Raw genomic sequence first — 22,560 nt, 5'->3', positions numbered from 1 at the left:
TTAGCCGCCGAGCGAGAGCAGCTTCACTTCCAGCTGAACCAGCTCAGGACGCAGTATGTTCAGATCATTCGGCAGATCGCTGAAGGGGTGTCGCATATAAAGCTGAATGGCCTGACTGTTGTCCAGTTGCGCAATCAGTGGCCGCACTTGCCTTAAGGCATTTTCACGGGCTTTCTTGCGCTCTTTCAGGTCTTTTGATTTGTCAGCAATAGTCGCAACTTGCTTAGGCAATTCTGCTAGGGTCAGTGGTTGAGAAATGCTCGACGAGAACTTCCGCAAAGCAGCGACATCCACCGCTTCTTCACCGGCATCCTGCTTGTCTTTCACTGCATTGACAAAAGAGCTGTCAATATACTGCTTGGCTTTGACCAGACGTTCGAGGCATTTATCAGAAAACGTTGAGATGTCTCTTGCAGTGTCCTCTCTGAAGCCTGTTATTTCACCACGCATTGCATCCAGAGCACCTTCCAGCTCTTTCAGTTTAGCAAGGTTTTCTTTGTGTGTATGAGAGGCGTCAGACTGATCTTCCAGCTCCGCAATTTCCATTCGAAGTTCTTTCAAACGAGATGTATCGAACTTGCTGGGGTCAACGCGATCAACACCCTTGTAGTAAGCAAGGATACGCTTGATGGAGATGTCTTTCGACGTCATCATATCAAGCTCATCCTTAAGCGGGCCGGACTTAGTGAGGAAGGCGTTCTTGGCTTCCTTCTGGTCTTTTTGTCGGGCAACACCCTTCTTGTAATCCTTTTCCAGATTTTTGAAGTACTTCAACTCTTCCTTACTAAAACGATCTGAATCTTTGATTTTTTCGCCTTTCTTCTCCATCTCAGCAAGCTTGTGGAGATGGCTCAACTGGCCTTCCAGTTCGAGGACAAAACGGTCAACACGGAAGATCAATCGGTTCGCCAGATCAAGTGAATGAGCCAGCTCATCGTTTGTGGTTGCGTTGTAGGCAAGGTCTTTCGCCTGATCGAAAAAGACGTCCAGCTCACCATGATATTGCTTGATCTCATCAGGTGCGAATAGGGAACCAATCATCTTGGCAAGACTGGGGTCTGCTTTCCCCATTTGTGAGAGTAGTTTTGGGATCTCTGTAAACTGGTTCTCGATAATCTTGACTTTGGTGTCGAACAACTCTCGGTTTTTGACAGCCTTGCGAACCCCCTCTTCGAGTGGATGTAATTGCTTGGCTTCCATCTCAGTGCATGAAGCCAACGCTTTTTCGATGTTCATGGAGAGCGCTTCGTCTTCCAGTTCATCAGTGTCATCCGTGAGGCGCAACCGCTCTTCGATGTAATAAGCGCCTTCCTTGCCTTTCGAGATCTTGTCGACTTTCTCGCGTAGCTTATCCAGATTTTTAGTCAGCTTCTTATAGGCGCCAGGATCCTTCTGAATGCCGGAAAGGATCGCTTCAGCTTTCAGGAACTCCTCAACAGCGATATCTTCCACTCCTGTCACACCAGATGCTTTTAACTCATCAAGAAAGTCAAAGGTTTGAAGAAGGCTGTCGACTGTTTTGCGTGGAATTTCCTTCGCCTCTTTAGGTCGACGTGGAATTTGGATCATGACATCTTGATTCAAGCCGGGGACATCACCCGCGCGTTTGATTGCACGACGTTCATCAGGTTTGGTGACCAGATTTCCTTGCTTGTCGTAAAGGACCAGTTTCTTCAAATCGTCGCGGAAACGCTCCGTACGCTCGCCAAGTTGCGCAGCATCCCACCGCGCTTCCTTTCTCATGCTGTTCTTGTGAGCAGCGGAGGCCTTGAGCGAACTTAGCAGGCTGCGAATGGTTGGGACCGTCCTGGAGGCGTCCGACATGTAGTTATCTAGCGTGGTTTCAATATTGCCAGCGGCGTCCGTGACACCGGAATTGCGCAAACTTGTAGCTAGCTTTTGAATGTGGGTCTTGAGCTGACCAAACTCTCCAACCGCAGCCATGGCCATTTCATTATCATAAAGCAGAATTTCCCAAGCTGGATCATCTTTAGGCAACTTTGCTGCTCTGACATCCTTCAGTGTCTTCCCAAGGCGTGTTGCAGGTCCGGAGAAACCAATGCCTGTCATTGATTTGATACCCTGACCAACTTCCATGACATATGGCTTCAACTCTGCCGGAACAGGAAGTTCTACAGGTTTGCTCTTGGCCGCAGCGACAACGCCTTGCCAAAGCGTTTGCATGTCATCAATGGTGGATTCTGCTTCCAGAAGGCTGTTATGCGCACCGTCAGTGTCTTTGGTTTTAATCTCCAAAGCAGCGGTTTGAATGAGCGCTTTCGCGTTTTCATAGCTTTTGTCAAAAGCAATTGCTTCGCTTGGATAATTCTCAAAATCTTTCTTATGCCCATAAATAGAATTGAGACGTTCCAGAAGCTGCTTACTCTGGCTTGCAAGCGCTGCCAGAGCATCTGAATCGGTGTCTTCATTCTCATGAACAAAATGATCTTTGACGTCGGCTTTCAACTCAGAGAGTTGCGCGGTGACATCTTTGAGTTTTTCATCACTCTCTGCTTTTATGCGCTCAGCAGTTGCTTCCGTCACAGCCGCTCCGACTTTCTTGTCGTCTTCAGCTTTTGTCTTAGCTGTTGCCTGTGCAATCTCTTTCTCTTCTTTTTCTTTGATTGCAGCGGCTGTCTCACACTCAGCCTCATGCTGTTCCTTAAAGGTCCAGCCGAGTGTTCTATAAACTGATTTCACCCACTCAAGTTGTTGGGGCGTTAGTTGATCGTCAGACATTCGAGGCTCCAATTGGTTCTATTATTATCGAGAACCACTAAACCTGTATTTTAGGTATTGAGCTCCTTAGGACAGGTGAAATTCTGAAGCAGCCTGGCTGAGAATGGATTGTTCACGCTGTTGGCCATGAGGTTGAAAGTGGCAAATCGATTTCCAAGCGTAAATCTCACCTTGTATTGATCGGGTAGCTCAGTTTTTGTCACGCTTGCCTTTTCCAATAAACGAAAGAGGGACCATGGTCCGCTGAGATTGATGGAGTTCGGTTCTCCGGCAATCGCAGGGAAAAATGCGAGACTTGCAGCTGGTACACCTTCGCCAGGCCAATTCAACTCAATCGGGCGTGTTGGACCATGCGCATAGCTCACTGTTGTCCCATCCACGGTGAGGGCAACTCTGGTTGATCCGACGTCCAGATCCAAGGGTGTCATCGTGAATGCAACAGATGGTTTATCCCCCCCATTTGCGAAATATGCGTTGCGAATATTGTTAGCTTTTTCGAAGACTTGAAGGCTGTCTTTTGAGACACCAATCTTGGCGTTATCGCTCTCTCTCCATTTCCAGGGTGTAGAGGAGGTATCGACGAATGATTTGATGTTGGTATTGAAAAACGCTTCAATCTTACCGCCCGGTTTAAACAGGGTCGAAAAGTCGTCTAGCATCACCGATGCTTGCTGGCCATTTACCACCGGATAGCGGCCAGAAAGTGCGTTGCTGCACAAAGGTAAAACCTCAGAATCCCAGGCTGCATTGATGGCTTTTTGAGCGTCGTTTACAGTAACTTGAGAGGAGAATTGAAGCATTTCCAATATCCAGCTTTGCAACGGCATTGGAACATTAGGTGCTTCATCCTTCAGTGTTTTAACCGCGTCACTCCCGCCACCCAGAATGTAGCTCAGGGCGTCTTGTTGAGTGTTGTTAGCCAGTAAAATCCGGTTAAGTTCACGATAAAGGTCAGTGACCTTCATCAGTAATGCGTCTAGCGGAGTGGTGCCGCTGCCTGACCCTAATGTGAAACTGTCAAGAGGCTCGAAGCGTGCTTGAACAGAAGTGCCGGGTGGAACGGCTTTAGGGCCACCTTCACTCGTCGGAACAGCTTCACCAAGCACTTCTACAAGCTGCTGCTGTCTCAGGTTGGTTGTTGCGCGGGCTTCTTCCTGTGCAATACGAGCTGCGCCGCCTGCAACGTTCTGGGCAACGCCGGTGGCACTGGATGGAGCTTCAGTCCGCGTAAGCTGTGTTTGCTCAGCCACTGAGACGAGAAGATTACGGATAGGTGAATTCGGGCCGGAAGCCGTGTTAATGACGTCTGTCGCCTGTGACAGGCTTGTGAACTTCACAATGCGCAGGTCAGCCAGCATCGCATCCCACATGCGCGCGTAGTCATCAAGGTAAAGCCCCAGCACACCACGTTCGATACGGGTGACAGTCTCTTCCTTGTTCTCCAACTGACCATTAGGACCTAGCACCCAGCTTTCACGAACGAAGCTCTGGATGCTATCAACCAACTGAGGAAGGAACACACCACGGAAGCCTTCAAAAGTGTAAAGACCGGGAATTCCTTCGCTCAAAGGCTTGCCGGAAGATCGTGTGAAGACGCGTGTTACGGCAGAACCAGCAGCTTCGTCAGGACGCCATTCCGGAAGACTTTGAGCGGCCTGTCCGGCTTTGATAAAGGAATAAGCCAGCTCCGCGATTGGAGTTGCATTCAGAATCTCTCGAACTTGACTAACCAACTCTGTATTCACATCAATTCGGACCTTAAAAGGCTGGTCTAGCAATGCTGCAAGATGGTTTGAGAGTTGGTCACGCTCTGTCACTTGACGTGGGTCACTGTAAAGGGACTGCCAGTCAGTTTCTTCCCAACGCTGAATAACCTCGGGTTCTAGCGGCCCTTTGTCTGCCAATTCCAAATAGATCCGCAAGGCTTCAAACAGGAACTCTGGATTGTTAATATTTGCAACCATTTGCTGCTCAAGGCGGAGCATCATGCGTGGTCGCAAATAACGCTCCAGCCCGTTGTGATAAAGCGCATCCGCATCCTCTGAAACATTCGGAATCTGGTTAAGGCCCCAACGCTCATTTTGAGCCGGTTTCTCTTGTTGATCCGCAAAACCGCCCGGCAGGTCTCGGAGGTAGTTTAGCAACGGCAACACAGATAGGTAGTTGGCATCATTGACGCGTACAGCATCAATTCGGTCGGCAAATTTGGGATATTCTTTCAAGTCAGCTTGGGCGCGGTTGATGATGTTTTCTTGATTCATCTCATAGCTGATGACCCAAACCGTTGTTAAAAATGCAAGAACGACCACACAAGCAGCAAAAGAAAGGCGTTTACGGATTTTCTGCTTGCGCATCACTTGCTTGCTCTCGCCCGCCAGATTGCCTTCGCCAAAAATCAGGTCAAAGAATAAGCGCTCAAGAAAATAAGCATGTTTCTCATAGGGAGCAGAGGGAAGTGCCTGTCGGCCAATCCCATAGGCATGCGCAATCGAGCCTGCAAGCAAATCAACAGGCTGACCTTCCTGAGTCGCAGAGGTGAAATAAACCCCACGCAGAAAGCTGCGGTCCTCATAACGATTGGGACGGAACATCTCGGTCAGGAAATCATTCAGCACGGTTTGCAGTGACGCCATTTGTTGTGGGAAGCTGAAGATCAGACTTCTGTGCTGAATGTCCGTTTCTTTGTTCAGGTAGTCGTAGACGCGCGAATTGAGCTGCTCCATGAGCAACTCATATTCCTCATCAAAATGACTGATCGCATTCTCGGAGGATTTGCCGTCATCAACGGGGAAAGTCATACCCCAGGCTTGGTGGCGCTCATTTCGGCCAAGGACTTGGAAGTAGTCGGCAAAACCGGCGATCAAATCCAGCTTGGTGAACATGACATAGATGGGAAAGCGAAGGCCCAGTTGCTTCTCAGCTTCTTTGAAACGTTGTTTGACCGTCCGCGCCATATCTAGACGCTGATCCGATCGCATCGTTGCAAGCTTTGCAAGATTGATCGCAATGATCATGCCGTTCAGTGGTTGACGGCGGCGGTTTTTCTTAATCAATGAAAGCAGTGTGTTCCAGCCAGAGGCATCGATGACCTCATCTTGATCCTGCATCGTATAACGGCCAGCACTGTCAACGATGATCGCGTTGTTGCTGAACCAGTATTCACATTCTGCAGTGGGCTCAATCGTTGCCGCGTCCACTTTCTGGCCTAGTTTGTGAGCCAGTGGAAACTTCATTCCAGAACGTAAAAGAGCAGTGGTCTTGCCAGATTCCTCTGGCCCAATCATCAGATACCAGGGCAGCTGATAAATCACCTTGCGACCTAGTTTACCATCGACACTTGCCGTTTTGAGAATGTTCAAGCTCTTCTCAACCTTGCCAGAGACCAGCGCTGCTTCATTCTTCGCCAGCTCGTCAGGATCGACTTCAGGCTCTTCTTCTTCCTCTTCTTCTTCGTTCTTGGCTTCTGCTTCTCTTGCTCGCCGGGAAACGCGCCCAATATTGATCGCGGCCCAGATCATCAAAAGGCCCATTACGATCAGCATACGAACGACAGCCATCGCAAAAGGTTTTGCGCCGAAGATCGATAGACTTGGACCATAAATCCAGATGACCGCACACAAGATTAGTGTGATGAGCAGCGTAACAAACCAAAAGGGGAAAAAGCGTTTGAGTTTCTTCATTGCTGGCCTCCCTGGCCAGAAGGCGGAATAAGCGTAATATCGATGCGCCTGTTCTGAGCACGCCCTTCAGCTGTTGCATTGGTCGCAATTGGATCAGCTGATCCTCTGCCGATGGCTTTGACACGTGTCTTGTCTGTCAGTCTGACCTTGATGAGATCTGCAACTGTCTGGGCACGTGCCTTGGAAAGTGCAACGTTGTTCGGATAACGGGCATTTCGAATTGGAATATTGTCTGAAAAACCAACTACATTGATTGTACCAGGTTGCGTGTTCACCGATTCAGCGACACGATTGACGACTGGGATAAAGCGGGCCGTGAGCGTATCTCTTGCAGTTGCGAACATGCCAGAACCCGTCAGACGGATAACCACGTTACCTTGCACATCCATCACGACGACAAGACCCTGCCGGATCTCAGGAGCAAGGAACCTGCTAACTTGCAGATAAGCAGGTAACGTGCTGTTACGAACGACTTGAGGTGAGGAGGGAGTGCCAGGTGTTGCTTGTTGTTGTGGTAAGTTCGGTAGAGCTGCCCGTGGCGGTGCAGGGTGGTGCGTCAGGTCGATTGGGCTTGTGTTGACTAAAGATTCATACTGGAACGCAATGCGCTCACTTTTCTCGCCTAACCAAAGCGCGAGCACAGCATAAATCAGCAAAGCGAGGAGAGCTGCGCCAAAGAAGATGCCCCAAACCGGAATAGACCATTTTAAAGGTCGGTATGCATCTTCAACGCCTCTCCAGTGAGGAGAAAGGTCGGTTTCCTGATCTCCTCTCAACGAGCGAATGAGGCGCGATATGCCATAACGAAGACGCGACATCGTATTGCTGCCTTGCGGCATGATCCGCAAGCGTCCTTCAAACCCCAAAGAAATACAAAGATACAATAATTCCAGAAGATCTTTATCACGACTTGGGTTGGCCTGCGTCTTTCTCAATAGATCATAAAATCGATCGCCACCGGACACGTCCTTGTGGAAGTTACTGACAAGGCTTTGCGTTGCCCAAATGCTGCGACTACCCCATGGAGTATTGAGAATGACATCATCAAGGGTTGCGCAGACCACATATCTGGCAATGCGAATGGTCTTAGAAGAAAGACCGTTTAGCATAGCGTTATGTTCGAAAGCGCGGATCTCGGAAATAACATGAGAGCGCAGGGCATTTACATCGCGGTGCTGAGCGTGATTTCGCAAGCGGGCAGCTAGGGCCAATAAACTGGAGGCTGCTTTGATAAGAGGATTATTCCCGAGTGGGACGAACTGAATATCGTCAGCGCCAAGGAACCAATAGCCTGCAGGCGTTTGTGCCGGAAGGTTGGTGCTACCGGCGTCAGGATGATCAGGATTGGGAGCATCAGTCGAGATGACAGTGTCGACTGAGTCCACCGAAAGGGCAGTGAAATCCTTCTTTGCCATAATCTCAACTCCTCAGTCCGTTAGCCGCTTATTGCTCTCTGATCGCCCAGAGTTCCATCACAAGTTTCGGGAAATCACCCGCGACATGCATCGCCAGACCGCCAGAAACACGGATTTCGTCCCAATGTGATGAGGCCGGATCCAGTTCGAAATATGCTGTGCCCGTGTGATACGGGATCTGTCTTGGCGCGACTGGCAGTTGCTTCACTGCGATGCCGGCCAAAGCAGAATTCACAAAGTCTCGGATCTGTTCAACAGACCCAATCGTAATCTGCCCCGGGAAGTGTCGATTGATCACTTCCGATGGCAGGTCAGCACTAACAGCAAGCACAAACCGAGCCAACTTGATCAGGCTGCGATCGAGCAGCATGCCTACACGAACGCCGTACTTGCGTTCTTCCAGTGGTATCGGCACGGCAGTCTGCTCCAGAACAGCAGAAAGGTGCTGCCGCAAATGGGCAATCACAGGAGCGAATGTTTCCGTGAGTGCTTCGTGTCGATAAGGTTGAAGCGTTGAAGGACGCCGCGCTGCCGCCGTAAATGTGGCAAGTTCACCAACCAGCTGGATCGAAATCCGGTACAACGCCTCAGGATGAAGTGACGGCGTTTGTGCAAAGTGGGCGTAGAGTGGTTCATAGCGATTGACGGTTTGCAAAAGCAGAAAGTCCGAAATCTCAGCAACACCCTTACTACCGGAGTTTGAAACGCGCCCTGCAAGTGCGTCCGCGCGATGGCTCAGCATGCCCCAGATCTCGCGAATGTACCCGTAAAGCACCGAAGAGGAATGTGATGCGAGGCAGGTGGAGATGTACTCGTCATCTAAAATAACTTGCTTATCTGCCCGTACTTCAATCACGCGAGCGATAGGCAGGCAGATCCAGCCTTCTAGATCCTCAAAGTCGAACTTAAAAGAGAACCGCAGGCGACCAGTTTCCATTTGCACGCTGGCATCACTACCCGTGATCGCATCTCGCGCCTCTGATTCATGCACCACATAGCGCGCAGCTGTTTCCTGTACACCTGGATATTCATATTCGTAGGCACCAGGTTGTCGAATGGGTAGTGCAAGATAGACGACCGAGTTTTTTACGCTTTCAGGAACTGGAATAGACGCAGGCGCGTCACATTCCTGTGGCATCTTGAAAGGTGTACCATCCGGCATCAGACCGCTGGCAAAATTGAGTGCAAACTGGCCCAGTTTCAGAGCTTCCTGATTGATTTTCAGCTCTGTATGGCCCCATGGGTGAGGACGTATGCTTGAGATGGTGTCACTGACCAGCTGTTCCAGATAGCGATCATGCTGCTGAAAGTGCTGCGGCTGTAGAAATAGACCTTCTGACCAGACAACTTTGTTATGAGTGGTCATTAATAGAACCATCCTTCTTTTACTGTCTTGTCGGGCTGCAGAGTAATTTCAAGCTTGCTCAAATACGCAATGAGGCTCGATGGTTGATTGTTTGGAACCATAATCACCGAACTCCATGTTCCTGTGTCCACTTTCCGAAAGGCACCGAGCACAGCGACAAACGCCACACTGGGGTCAACCTTGACTGCTACCTTCATGATCTTGTCGGGAGCTATGAAAACTTCCTTCATAGCAAGCAGGTTTTTGCCGAGAACCTGGTCTCCTTTTTCAAACAAAGTGAAAAAGCCATGAGTTTTAAACTCGGCATCAGACGTAAGGTAAAAGATCTTCACCTGAACAGGCGTCGACATCCCATCTGCGTTCTGGTTCAACTCCTTGTCCGCGATGACTGTCGTCGTGATCATGACAGGCATCGGCATCTCGGCAGAGCAGGAGGCCAGACCGATACTCAAAAGCAAAGTGTACGCAATGCGTTTGATGTGGCTAATCGTCATTTGGTTTACGAGCTTTGTTCTGAATGTCTTTTTTCGGGGCTACATCCCAGTCCTCAGGAATGGTCTGGTGATGCGTTCTGGGCAATTTAAATGCATCAGATTCCGTGCGGTTGTGATCCCACGCACTCGCACCTTCTTCGCTCGAGATACCGCTTTCACTTTCAAACGGCACTGAGCTGGAAAACTTGTATCCTTCAAATCCATAACTAACTGGTGGAATAGGCTCTTTCCCGGTGCTGACAGGGTAGGAGTCCAGTGTTTCAGTCGCCTTTCTGAGAATAGATTCTGGAGACTCGAGTGGGTCATTGAGAACCTCGGAAAGTTCGTCTTCGGGGGTAACGATCTGGTCATCGACCCAGTCGTCATCCTCCATATCGAGTTCTTTAGGAAGAAGATTTGCAAGTGGATCAGGGGTCTCAGGTTCTGCAAGAAAGTCATCCACTTTCAGACGGGCATCAGCATCTTCTGGCAACATTTGTGCGCTGATGTAATAGTTTCCGACCCTGATAACATCGCCATCCTGAAGGCCACAGGCCTCACCATTGGGAATTGGTTCGTCCCAATCATTAACAAAGGTTCCATTGGAGCTGGTATCGACGACGCGGTAGACCCCGTCGTTCCATTCAACGACACAATGACGGCGCGAAAGTTGGTTTGCAGGATCGGGTAGAATCCAATCCGCACTGCTTCCACGTCCAATGACGCAGCGTTCCTGTCGCAGTATGCGCGTGCACTTTCCTGTGTCGACCAACTCATGCCCCTTGGTCAAAATGAGTACTAAAACGATGCTCGTGTTATCAGTCATATCCTCAGCCCTCGATTAAAACTGTGGGCCAGCCAAGGATGATGGTGCCGCCGTGAGCAGTGACATCCAGCATACGCGCCGCCGGCAATCCGGCGATCAATGTGGTGACACTGCCTTTCATAATTGTGTCTGGAGGCCCAACACACACGCACATGTCAGTCATGCGCGCTGCGGGTAAGTTTCCGATCAAAACCGTCGGTGCTCCAAGAGATATCGGGCCTCCTACGTGAGGAACGATACCGGTCACCATTGGACAGACGTGCATGTCTGTCATGCGTGCTGCTGGGAAACTCATAGGGCCTCTATTTCATTATCTGCGAGTGCTCGTCCCAACTTGTAAGCTTTGACTAAGAACTCTTCGGGGTCCTCCACGTTACTGTCGTATACTGACAAAACTATAGACGACCCTACAGCAATACTAGTTAGGTTTTCTGGGGGAGGTGCGGGGTCAAATTCGGGGGAACCCATACTTCCGCCACTCCAACCAGCCGCTGCAGCGGCAAGAGAAGCGGCGCTTTTATATCCTCCGTCATCAGCAATTTTCATTGCCGCACGACGCAGGTCTTCATCGGGTTTGCGGACCCAGTCTTCGGCGGCTTTCAGCGCAATTTCGTCTTCATTCGGGGGCTGGCTGCCTTCCGGAAAGGTTGCTCTGCTGACTTGACTGGCCCACCACACTGCACGTGGTTTACTCAGAGCGTGGGCAAGAACTTTTATCGCGTCTGATGTAAGCTCTGCTTCCGCCAGGGTATCCACAACTTCGATAGAAGGTTTCTGATCTTCTATCAGTGGTAATGCCTCATCTCCAAGTTCTAAAGGTCTTCTTTTGAGTAAATCTTTGAAGGAATTGAGTAGCAGTGTAGTATTTGTCACGCTTTTTTCCATAATTCGCCTCAATTTATCTTCACAAGGGCACCTTGTACCGTTGTGATGCCTGCGCCTTTCAAGGTGGTCAAGGTCCCGTCGACGGTCGCCTGAACATCACCTTTTACGGTCACCATTAAGCCTTTCAGCTCAGCTTGAACGGCCTCAAGCTTGAGGGAGCTAGGACCAGCCGTAAGGGTGATCGACATGGGATCCATTTTGATCGAGCTGCCACCACAGGTGAGCTCGATGGCTTGAGTTCCGGAGACCTTCACAGATCCTGCGGATGCGTCCACTTTCACATCGCCAGTTTGCGAGGTCACACCGATGTCTTTCATGGCTTCAACAGTCTGCGCACCTTGCTTCATAGAGATGCTCTGGTCGCCACTCTCAACTGTGATGGTGTGGTTGCCAGACTTGACTGAGAGGGCATCGTCTTTTTCGACGGTTGTCGTACGACCACCGGTCTTGATTGTGTAGGTTTCATCACCCTGATCGACCGTCAGACTGCGGTTGTTATAGACCTCAATTGTCTGGTCACCATCTTCTTGCTTGTCGAAACCAATCTTGACGGTTTCATTGTTTTTGACGGTGCGCTCGTAGTCCTTCTCAGCCGTGAGCTGAACGAGTTCCTCATCTTTCTTGTCTTCAAACAGAAACTCATTGTTACCGCCACCTTCCTTGGAAGTCTCACTCTTGAGCGTTGATTTCGTGGCTTCACCGGGCAGGTCGTAAGGAACAGTCTGTTCACCATTGTAAACACTGCCCACAACAATAGGTCGGTCAGGATTTCCGTCTAAGAAATCAACGAGGACTTCCTGTCCAACACGTGGAATGTGGAGACCACCCCAACCTTTACCTGCCCACATTTGCGCGACACGCACCCAGCAAGAAGATTTGTCATCGTTCTGTCCGTCACGATCCCAATGGAACTGCACCTTGATCCGGCCATACTCATCGGTCCAGATCTCTTCACCATCCGCACCAGTAACGATTGCGGACTGCAAGCCATTCATATTAGGCCAGGGTGTGGTAGAAGCTTTACGGTATTGAACGCTGGAATCGACTGCCTCAATCTCATAAGTGATAGCGTCGTAGAACTCCTGCTCTTCATCGCGTGCAAATTCGATTGAGACCTCACAGATCGCCTTCGTGATCAGGTATTCTTTCTCCTGACTTGGGTCGTCTGAAAACTGATCCAATTTGAAAAGGTAACCGGGTCGCAATCCACGTACGTTGCCGCGAGCATATACCTTAGCGTAAGCCGCACTGGCTTCTTCAACGCGCACCTTGGCTCGCTTTTCACCTACACTGACTTCCTCGTAATGGCCGGGATACATGTAACGCGTGCGGCCAGAAAGCTGGTGGGACTTCTTTTCGCTAGCATTAGCTTTCAGATCACTCGTGGGTTTAGTGAAATCATAGTCATTGATTTCAACTTCATCCGTCTGGATCTCTTCATTGTGTCGCCAGTCCCAAAAGTGATCCGCTCCGCGACGGAAATGGTCTTCCTCAGAATAAAAGGGAAGGCTGGACTCGCCTTTGATGTCCTCATGAGCGCTATAGGAATCTGCCAATACCATCGTGTGTTGGCCGTCCTCATGCTCAAAGTAATAATAGATCCCTTCCTGCTCCATCAGGCGGCAGATAAAGTTAAAGTCGGATTCTTGAAACTGCGCGCAATAGGGCCGAGGATCATAACTGTCACTCAGCTTGTTCTTGAAGTCAGTAAAACCTGCTTCCTGAAAGACTTCCTTCAAGATGTCTGGTATCGATTTTTCCTGAAAGATCCGGCAGTTGCTGGTGAGGGTCAAAAACCAAAGCCACGGGCGTACAATAAGTCGGTAAGTTGAATACCCATGATCTTGGCCCGTATAGATAGCCTTGGTTACAAACCCATTCAGATACTGGTCAGAAGACAGGCTTGTGCCGGACACTTTTTTCATTTCAACCGTAAGTGTCTGCCCAAGCATCTTATCAAGGCTCAGGTCATGCTCGAATGATCGGCAATCTACGACCATTTCGTAGAGCTCACTCATTTCGCTGGTCATCTTCATCTTCCAAAGGTGGAAGCTGTCATCTCCACCATCGAAGCTGATCGTGAACAGCCGATTTTCAGTTACTTTGCTCGCACACATTCCAGGACCTGCCTATTTCTAAAACGTTTCTCGTTCGGTCTCAGGCGTTGAAGCTGTCTGAGGTCAGTTTGCGATTGTCTCGTTCCATCCGTTCAACGATGCTGGGATTGAGGATCCAGGGCATGGAGCCCCCGGTATTCTCCCAATTCACGAGAACCTCATCCCAGGTTTTGACGGATTTGATGAGCACGGGGAAGCTGAGTGGCTCTTTGCCAAACAGGATTTGGTCGAGGTAAGCAGCGCCGCGAACAAGGTAATAGTTGCCGCCGTACTCCATGACGTAAATCTCAGGTACTTCTTCTATCTCAATGAGTTCAGCCATTTGAAACTCCATTATCAATTGTTATAGATCGGCGAGCAGTGCTTCGAGTTCCGGATCCATACCCTCTTCATCCGCTTCTTCCTCATCATCTGCTGAAAGATCGGCTAGGAGATTGTCCAACTCTGTCGTGTCATGGACAGCTGCAGGCGGGGCAGCGGCTGGCGCAGGCGCTGGTGCCTCTTCAATTTCGTCTTCTTCCTCAGCGACCTCAGCTTCACTCTCTTGAGGTTCGGGCGGTTCAGCTTCAATTCTGAAGATAGTTTCTGGTGTTTTCTTAGGATCAATGATGGTCTCAACAACAACAGCACCTTTTGTTGCCTGAATGCCTGGGGTTAAGCCGTCGCCACCACTAATACTGACACGCGCACCAGCACTCGGGCTTGGTGTCTCGGCAGCTTTGGTCACTGCAATCTGATCGCACCAGCGTCCAGAAATCGTGTCACCGGCCAGGCCATTAAGAGAGGCTATGCGAACTTCGGGCTGTCCTTTCATTGAAACAATGGGCATCCAACTCTGTCTCATAAGAGGCTCGACGCTGCGATGACTGATCATGCGATCAGTACAGGGCAGGGCAACCTGATCACCGTACTGGTCGTGAACGTAGTGAAACGGCATTTCGTTGAGTGTCAGGATAGATCCTGGCTTCATGCCGCCGCCATTGGTCTCATAGTCTTTTGCAAGCACAAGACCGATCAGGGCTGCTGGGTTGCCCCACAACATGGCTTTCAGGCCAACTTGCTCGTCAAACTCTTCAAAACTGAATGCATCAATAGGGTCGGTTTTTGCGCCATAAGGCATTCGGAGCATGAAGCGTGGCAAGCTCAGGCCAATGTAATTGCTTTCTGGCATGGCACGCAGACTCTGCCACGTCTTTTCGGTAATCTTAGGAAGCTCAGTAAATTTTCTTGTGGCATTGTTGCGGTCTAGGGATGTCAGGAAAGGCGCATGTGCATGCGCACAGATCTTTGACATACGCCCTAAAAGCTCTGCATGAGGTGGTGTCATGTCGAATGTGTAAAGGCCAACAATTGCACTCGGCGTGCCAACACCTTCATCCTGCAGCGCATTTTCCACGAAGAGACGATACAAACCTGTTTCTTCAAGCTTGTTGGTCGCACTGAGATCTCTTGCAAAATCTTCCGCAGAAATGTCGTAGAGCGTTATCTTGAGCACAGTGGAAGTCTCTACTCTGCGTGACAACATATCAATGACACGCCAAACGCTCTCAAGAGACTGAAAATCAGCGTTTTGAAGGATTTTCCGCAGTGTTGTAGTCATCACAGTCTCGACGATCTCAAGGTAATCATCGAGTTGTGGGTTGTCGGCTGGAGTAATGTGGGGTGAGACAATCTTACCGATCAGATCTGTAAAGTCGTCGGCCTCTTCATGTTCTTTAACTGGGCGATCAATGAGAGCGGAAAAATCACTTAGCTTCTTGTCAACTGGAATGACGGATCCACGCGAGTTGCGCTGTGAGACAGGCTTTTCACCTTTGTTTTCTAGCCACTCATCAATGGTTGCTGCCGCATTGCTGAATGTCCCGGGGTTCTTGAGGGAGGAACGCAGAGCCTTCAGCTCATCAAATATCTCGAACTCATCGATTATTTCGTCAGGATGGAAGTCTTCAATGCAGCTAGGTTCAAACCGAATGACTTTTTCATCACCAGCAAGGTCGAGTTCAATGTTAATCTTGAAACGGGCAGGGAGATCTTCTGCAGTATCGACATCAACGTTATGCCCCTTGAGCACAGCAAGCTCATCAGAATCGTAGAGAGCCATACGGTTGGCACGACCAGAAAAATCACCGATCACGGCAAGATGGAATGGACTATCCAGCGTGATGTTGAGCTTTGGGGCTTCACATGTGACCTCGCCAAAATCGGGCTCAAAAACACTTGCAGATGCACCTTCAGCGGTTTCACCTTCTGTGGGAGCATCACTTTCCTCGATGATGTCATTGAGCAGTGCGTCAAGATCATCGTCCTTGTCAGAGTCACTCATCAGAATCTCTCTTATTGGTTTCTATCTGGTCCTCAAGACGTTCGAGGGTTTTGATTACCTGTAACTGTGCTGCTTCCAATTGAGCGGCGATTGCACGGTTTTCTGCGGATACGAGGAGGCGAAGGCGTTCGACGTCTTCACTGTGTTCTTCCTGATAGATGCCCTGCATGGAGCTGACGATCAGACCGATAAACAGATTGAGCACCGCAAATGCAGTCAGGAAGATAAAGGGGATGAAAAGGGCCCAGGCGTAAGGATAGATCTTCATTACGGGACGTACGATCCCCATCGACCAGCTCTCTAACGTCATGATCTGGAACAGCGAGTACAAGGATCGGCCAATGTCTCCGAACCAGTCCGGGAAGCTTGCACCAAACAAGCCAGTCGCCATCACCGCAAACACATAATAAATCAGCGCCAGAACGATCATCACGGAGAACATGCCAGGCAGGGCATCCAATAGCGCCTGCATCACTTGTCGGTATTGTGGCAGGAAGGACAGGACACGCATGGCCCGCATAACACGAAGGGCACGTAAAACGCTGAGGTAACCTGACTGTGGGAGCAGTGAGAAACTAACCACTGAAATGTCGAAGATATTCCACCAGCTTTTGAAAAAACGCGTGCCAAACGCCATGATTTTCAGGGCAAATTCTAAAATGAAAAGTCCGATAATCACGTCGTCAAAAATGATCTGTCCATCACCGGTTACGCGTCGCACTGCGGGAGATGTCGCCAGACCGAGGCTGATCGCGTTGACAACAATCAAGATGAGAAAAGTGTACTGAAAAGCATCAGAACGAACAATACGGCGCAAAGTAAGACGCCACGCAGGAATGCGTGCCGACCTTCTCCTCGCCGATTGTTTAATTTTCTGCATCGTTGGACTCCTAGTCACTTGGAAAAGTAGTTCCGACGTGTTTTGTTTCAGTTAGTTTCTGTGGTAAAAAAAATTAATAAGCCTATGTTTTGATTTTGCTTTCAGCTTTATTTGATTTTCCTGTTATGGGCTTATTTCTTCTTGTGCTTGTCTTTTTTAGCCACAGGTGACTTCTTGAACTTGTAGTCAAATGCATCACCATCAGTCAGAACCTTGAGTTCTGTGATCTTCTTGTCTTCACTCATGTTCTTCAGGAACTCTGTACTGATATCCGGGAGAAGGGTGTTGGTCAGGATTGCATCGATCATACGACCACCACTCTCAATTTCCGCACATCTGCTTTCAATCAAAGCAACAACTGAATCATCCCAAGTGAACGTCACATTGTGGTTCTCAAGGATACGATCACCAATCCGGTCAAGTTGCAGATTGATAATCTTATGAATGACAGGGGAACTCAGCGGGTAATAAGGCACGGTTACAAGTCGGCCTAAAAGGGCTGCCGGAAAGGCTTTCAGGAGTGGGGGTCTTAAAGCCTTGGCAATTCCCTCTGGATCAGGTGTCAGATCTTCGTCTGCGCACATATCCAAAATGAGGTCACTGCCCACATTGGCGGTCAGTAGGATCAAAGTGTTCTTGAAATTGATCTTCCGGCCTTCGCCATCCTCCATCATGCCCTTGTCGAAGACCTGAAAGAAGAGTTCGTGCACATCAGGGTGGGCTTTCTCAACTTCATCCAGCAACACGATGCTATAAGGTCTGCGGCGCACAGCTTCCGTCAACACGCCGCCTTCACCGTAACCCACATAACCTGGAGGAGAGCCCTTGAGCGTGGAGACTGTATGGGACTCCTGAAACTCACTCATGTTGATGGTGATAAGGTTCTGCTCACCGCCATAAAGGGTCTCCGCAAGCGCTAAGGCTGTCTCGGTTTTACCAACACCACTTGGTCCAACCAGAAGGAACACACCAATTGGGCGACTTGGATTATCAAGATTAGCACGGGAGGTTTTTACGCGGCGAGCGATCACCTCCATAGCGTGATCTTGGCCGATGATCCGTTTCCTCAGGATATCGCTCAGATGCAACACAGTCTTAATCTCGTTAGAGACCATGCGCCCGGTTGGGATACCCGTCCAGTCAGAAACAATCGTTGCGACAGCTTGGCTATCTACTTCAGGAAGAATGAGGGGATGCTCACCTTGTAGTTCGGTCAGTTCCTCAAGTTTCTGATCCAGCTCCTTCTTGATTGGAGCCGTATCAGCGTTCTCATCTCCATTGGTCTGGCGGAACACCTCACGCAGTTTCAGAATTTCTGTAACAAGTGATTGTTCTTTCAACCACTCAGCTTCAAGAGCCTCACGCTCTTTCTCAAGCTCTGCAAGCTTCTTGTGCACGTCAGTTAGCTTATCTCCAACATCAAACCCGGACTGCGCTTCTCGTTCAAGGATATCTCGTTCCGTCTCAATCATAACGAGACGCTTACGGCAGTCGTCTACAGCGGCTGGGGTCGCATGCTGTGAAAGAGCAACCCGGACACACGCTGTATCAATCAGGCTGATTGCCTTATCTGGCAGCTGCCGTGCCGGAATAAAACGCATCGACAAATGTACGGCAGCCTCAAGCGCTTCATCCAGAATCTGGACCTGATGATGCTCTTCAAGCATCGCTGCCACACCGCGCATGATAGCAACGGCTTTATCTGGATCAGGTTCTTCAACCAAAATGTTCTGGAAGCGGCGAGCAAGGGCAGGGTCCTTCTCAATGTGCTTCTTGTATTCAGACCATGTTGTTGCGGCGATTGTTCGTAGTTCACCGCGAGCAAGAGCTGGCTTCAAGAGGTTGGCTGCATCACCGGTTCCCGCAGCACCGCCTGCACCAATGAGCGTGTGAGCTTCATCAATGAACAGGATGATCGGTTGCACAGAGGAGCGCACCGCATCCAGTATCTTGCGAAGGCGATCTTCAAATTCGCCCTTTACGCCAGCACCAGCCTGCAATAACCCGACATCAAGCAACAGAATGCGCACATCTTTGATGGATGGGGGCACGTCGCCCTCTGCTATGCGGATGGCTAAACCTTCGACCACTGCCGTTTTACCAACACCCGCTTCTCCAGTCAGGATCGGATTGTTTTGACGACGGCGCATCAGCGTATCGATGATCTGGCGAATTTCTTCTTCACGGCCAATAACCGGATCCAGCTGTCCAGCTTTTGCCTTTGCCGTGATATCTGTGCAGTAGGCGTCTAACGCTTCATCAGCGGATTTCAGACCCGGAGTGGTGGCTTTCTGCTCGCCAGCATCAAGTTGCGTTCCATCTTTGGCTTTTCCCTCTTCAGGAGAGCCTTCTGTGATCTTTTTGTATCGTGTCGCAACATCATCAGCTGAAATGTTCTCAAACAGACGCGAAATGCCAAAGAGAGTATTGCGAAGGCCCGGTGTTTTTAGGATGCCAATCAGAAGGTAACCGCTGCGGATGGCATTATCACCAAACATCAAAGTGGCATAAACCCAACCGCGTTCAACGGCCTCTTCCACGTGCTGAGACAGATCGCTGACTGAACTGGCTCCTCGGGGCAACTTGTCCAAGGCCTTGGTGAGATCACTTGCGAGCCGGGCCTCATCGATCTCTGCATCCCGCAAGATGCGGTGTAGATCTGAATCTTGACCGCTCAACAACTGCTGGAACCAGTGCTCCAACTCCACATAGGGATTGCCACGCATCTTACAAAAGGTCGTAGCGCTGTCGATTGCCTGATAGCAGGTCGGATTCAATTTACCGAAGAGGGACGCTCGTTTGATATCACTCATGGGAACTCCTAGGCAGCCTTCGCACGATTGTTGTTGTGAACAGATGCTTTTGATTTTTCAGTGACTTGTCGTGGGCGTAAATTGAGATCTCGGACCGGATCGCCTTGTTTTTTAGGAGACAACCAGGTGGTCCAGCCAAGCTTTCCATATTGTCCAAGCCGGGTAGTCGGCACCTGATTGCGCTTAAGGACAAGAGCCACATCCCACTCCAGCTCATCGCCGCAATAGGCTCTGACGGCTGAAAGCAAACGCGGCATGGAAACACCATCAGGAAGCAGACCTTCATAGTCACGTAAGCTCAGAGGACCGAATGCCACACGGAACTTTGTGTCGCTGGACCAAACTCGCCCCCCCAGTGCAGCACCAACACCGAGAAGTCCGGCATTGCGAAAGCCGTTGAGGGTCGTCACTTGATTTTTGGGTAGATACAGCCATTCTCCGATAAACTCTTCCAGAGCGACGGGAAGGTTGAAGTAACAGCTCAAAATAGCCAGCAACCCATCAGCTCCGCGGGTTTGCAAGGCGAGACGGCCAGCGAAGTGGTACTTCACCACATCCGGCAAATCATCACGATGCCGAAATTCAGTCGGTCCAAACCCCGCGAGTGCTCCGGTATAGATCGAATACCGGTCTTGTTCGGGGCGATCAAAGCTGAACGCGGGTTCCCCCGTAATCGCCGCGCGGTAAAATAAGCTCAGGATACGGTGGTGAAAGACATCCGCGAATGCACGCATAGTGGTGTCGCGGTGCTGGTGTTCCCGCTTAAAGGCATACTCAGTCAGATGAAGCGGCATTGGACCGTTGGGTCCAAATAGCCCTAAAAACCTGCTGGTTAACCGGCTGGGTTTTGTTCCAACACCTTGCTTGAATGCTGTGATCGTTGAGGCTTCAAACTGCAAATGCGGTTCATGAGAAAATCGAACAGGGTCGTCCTGACAGCGCCGTGACGTTCCGATCCGAGGCATATCCGGGTTAGAACACTCAATCAGCCGCACCAAAGGCAAAAATTCGTAACTGAGGTAATCTTTCTCAGCCGAGCGCAAGCGCTGCTTCCACCGAGCTTCAGGCGCTACGTCTGCCTTAAACGGTACGGGCAGTGCGCCTTGCCCATCGCGAGGTTTGGGTGGACCAGAAGAGCCGGGAGGGGGTGGTGTTTGCGAACCGGTCATAGTCTGTGACGCCTCCCGATCTGGCAGGGCCAGCGCATCACTTCACCGCGTACGTTGGATCTGATCACCGTCTCGGTGAAACTGTTGATCGAAACGTAACGAGCAAAGAACTCATTGAGCACAGCACCAAGCAAGAACACACCCGTGCCTTCAAAGGCGGCTTCATCAAGCGTAATATTGAGCTCAAGCCCGCGCGCCACGGATGAAAGGCCTTGTCCGGGGAGGCGGCGAACAGCTCGTGTGGATTTGATTGAGCGTACGCCGTCGATCTGTTGTGTTGTGGAACTGTCACCCAATGGCGCATACAGATGCAGGATGGAACGCAGCGCTTGCGCACCATCAGTATCGTTGTTGTCTGCAATGCTGAGGTAGTTCAGTGAAAGATGATTGATGAAACGCCATGCGGTCTCACCAAAGATGTTTGAGGGACGTGGGCGACTAGGACCATCAATGCATTTGACCGCTTCAACTGGCCCACCTTCCGGAAGGGAGAAATCCGACTTTCCCGCACCAATCGGCATCATCAATGGCAGATCCCGGTTTGTACAAAGCGCGCGGATGCCCAGCTGGTTGAGTGCCAGATTATAGGGAGCGTCTTTCGCATCTACGAGACTGACAAAAATCTCTGTGCCAAGATAATTACTCCGCCCACCTATCATCTGACGTTTGGCCGTTGCAAGCCGCTGTTTGCGGTTCACCGTGTAGTAGGCGCCTTCGCTTTGTAGGTCTTGCGTACTTGATAGGCTGTAGAACGGCTTGAAGATCTGCGGGGCATCGCCTTGCGAGCTGAACCCTTCAACCTCTTGTAACTGATAAATCTCGTAATCGAGCGGTTTCGATCTGTCTGGTACAACGTGATGATCGCTGCGCTTATCGTTGATATGCAAACGGTCAAGGCGCGTTGAGAACAGATTGATTGCAGGCGTGCAGAACAAAGAGATGTTAGCACGATCAACGGCACGTTCCAGATCTTTGTCAATCCGATCAAAGAGCAGGAAGATATCCATTTCATCCGTCTCGCATTGACGAACGGCAGGTTGCAGATTGGTCAGTTCAACAAACAGGAAACGATGCGGAAATGCGAAGTACTCCTGCAACAGACGGTACCCGCTGAAGGATTGTGGACCATAAGGAAGAAGCGCATCTTCGTCTCCATACCCACGCGTATTCACGATCTCGGAGGAAAGACTGATTTCCCAGGGAGTAGGCAAACTTGTTGGACGGATCGAAACGCCAGTGCAATTGCCGATGATTTGCTCATAAAGCTTCACCGGTTGTGAGCCTCCACCGCGCAGATACAGCGGCAATTCGTCCAGTGCGAGCTCGTTAAATGGAATATTGCCAACCGTTTTTAGTCGAATGCGAAGTCCGGCTTTTGCTCCATTTTTCACCTCAACCTTCTGAGCGGCCAGTTCGCTTGGGCTCGCCAGATAATCGATGGCCTCTATCGTAATTGGCCAAAGGGTTGTTTCATGGGCAGTGTTATAGATACAAGGCGTCGCTCCGCGGGCACTCTTGCGGCTGCGCAACTGCGTTCCGCGAGGGATCACATACCCATCCTTCAGGGAACCCTGCGTCATATCCGGTTCTAAATTTGCGATAAGCATGGATGGAACTGGAGCCAGAAAGTGAGGATACACCATCTCAAGAAGGTGCTGCGTAAACTGAGGGAATTGAGCGTCTAGCTTGTATTGAACACGCGCAGTCAGGAATGCAAAGCCTTCCAGAAGACGTTCAACGTACGGGTCTACACAGTCAAAACCGCTCAACCCAAGGCGTCCGGCGACTTTGGGGTAAGCCTCTGCAAATTCAGAGGCACTTTCGCGAATATGCTGTAATTCTCTGTTGTAATACGGAAGCAGCCAAGGTTTCAT

15 protein-coding genes are annotated in these 22,560 nt (G+C 50.2%); all 15 read right to left on the bottom strand.

Features of this window, described 5'->3' with window-relative positions:
- Positions 1-2,739, bottom strand: coding sequence for a hypothetical protein (locus tag PsWM33_RS03835; RefSeq protein ID WP_063299276.1), 2,739 nt, complete (start codon positions 2,737-2,739; stop codon positions 1-3).
- 50 nt (positions 2,740-2,789) lie between these two features.
- The gene (gene tssM, locus PsWM33_RS03830) at positions 2,790-6,419 is read right to left on the bottom strand and encodes a type VI secretion system membrane subunit TssM (RefSeq protein ID WP_063299275.1); all 3,630 of its coding nucleotides are present in this window, start codon (positions 6,417-6,419) and stop codon (positions 2,790-2,792) included.
- Positions 6,416-7,834, bottom strand: coding sequence for a type IVB secretion system protein IcmH/DotU (gene icmH / locus PsWM33_RS03825; RefSeq protein ID WP_063299274.1), 1,419 nt, complete (start codon positions 7,832-7,834; stop codon positions 6,416-6,418). The genes tssM and icmH overlap by 4 nt, the downstream gene beginning before the upstream one ends.
- 28 nt (positions 7,835-7,862) lie before the next feature.
- Positions 7,863-9,200, bottom strand: a complete 1,338-nt coding sequence (gene tssK, locus PsWM33_RS03820; RefSeq protein WP_063299273.1) for a type VI secretion system baseplate subunit TssK — start codon at positions 9,198-9,200, stop codon at positions 7,863-7,865.
- A complete protein-coding gene (gene tssJ, locus PsWM33_RS03815) occupies positions 9,200-9,694 on the bottom strand; it encodes a type VI secretion system lipoprotein TssJ (protein ID WP_082826865.1) in 495 nt (164 codons plus the stop codon). Before tssJ ends, tssK begins: the two co-directional genes overlap by 1 nt.
- Positions 9,684-10,499, bottom strand: coding sequence for a type VI secretion system-associated FHA domain protein (locus PsWM33_RS03810; protein ID WP_082826864.1), 816 nt, complete (start codon positions 10,497-10,499; stop codon positions 9,684-9,686). Before PsWM33_RS03810 ends, tssJ begins: the two co-directional genes overlap by 11 nt.
- Positions 10,500-10,503: 4 nt before the next feature.
- Positions 10,504-10,794: a PAAR domain-containing protein gene (locus PsWM33_RS03805; protein WP_063299272.1), complete on the bottom strand. Its 291-nt coding sequence runs from the start codon at positions 10,792-10,794 to the stop codon at positions 10,504-10,506.
- Positions 10,791-11,384: a DUF6931 family protein gene (locus PsWM33_RS03800; RefSeq protein ID WP_063299271.1), complete on the bottom strand. Its 594-nt coding sequence runs from the start codon at positions 11,382-11,384 to the stop codon at positions 10,791-10,793. Before PsWM33_RS03800 ends, PsWM33_RS03805 begins: the two co-directional genes overlap by 4 nt.
- Positions 11,385-11,392: 8 nt before the next feature.
- Positions 11,393-13,501, bottom strand: coding sequence for a type VI secretion system Vgr family protein (locus tag PsWM33_RS03795; RefSeq protein ID WP_063299270.1), 2,109 nt, complete (start codon positions 13,499-13,501; stop codon positions 11,393-11,395).
- A 40-nt stretch (positions 13,502-13,541) separates the two neighbouring features.
- Positions 13,542-13,823 (bottom strand): hypothetical protein, encoded by a 282-nt coding sequence (locus PsWM33_RS03790; RefSeq protein ID WP_063291939.1) that lies wholly within the window; start codon positions 13,821-13,823, stop codon positions 13,542-13,544.
- Between the two features lie 21 nt (positions 13,824-13,844).
- On the bottom strand, positions 13,845-15,824 hold the full coding sequence (locus PsWM33_RS03785; RefSeq protein WP_063299269.1) for a type VI secretion system contractile sheath domain-containing protein: 1,980 nt from the start codon (positions 15,822-15,824) through the stop codon (positions 13,845-13,847).
- Positions 15,817-16,704 carry an ion transporter gene (locus tag PsWM33_RS03780; RefSeq protein ID WP_063299268.1) on the bottom strand — a complete coding sequence of 296 codons (888 nt, stop codon included), beginning with the start codon at positions 16,702-16,704 and terminating at the stop codon, positions 15,817-15,819. The genes PsWM33_RS03785 and PsWM33_RS03780 overlap by 8 nt, the downstream gene beginning before the upstream one ends.
- Positions 16,705-16,835: 131 nt before the next feature.
- Entirely contained in the window at positions 16,836-19,517 is a 2,682-nt protein-coding gene (tssH, locus tag PsWM33_RS03775; RefSeq protein ID WP_063299267.1) for a type VI secretion system ATPase TssH, read from the bottom strand.
- Between the two features lie 8 nt (positions 19,518-19,525).
- Entirely contained in the window at positions 19,526-20,686 is a 1,161-nt protein-coding gene (gene tssG / locus PsWM33_RS03770; RefSeq protein WP_063299266.1) for a type VI secretion system baseplate subunit TssG, read from the bottom strand.
- Positions 20,683-22,560, bottom strand: coding sequence for a type VI secretion system baseplate subunit TssF (tssF, locus tag PsWM33_RS03765; protein WP_063299265.1), 1,878 nt, complete (start codon positions 22,558-22,560; stop codon positions 20,683-20,685). The genes tssG and tssF overlap by 4 nt, the downstream gene beginning before the upstream one ends.

It is taken from the genome of Pseudovibrio sp. WM33 (genome assembly GCF_001623165.1).
Classification (GTDB): Bacteria; Pseudomonadota; Alphaproteobacteria; order Rhizobiales; family Stappiaceae; genus Pseudovibrio.
Note: the sequence above shows the minus strand (reverse complement) of the source record. Positions and strands in the feature narration are given on the sequence as shown.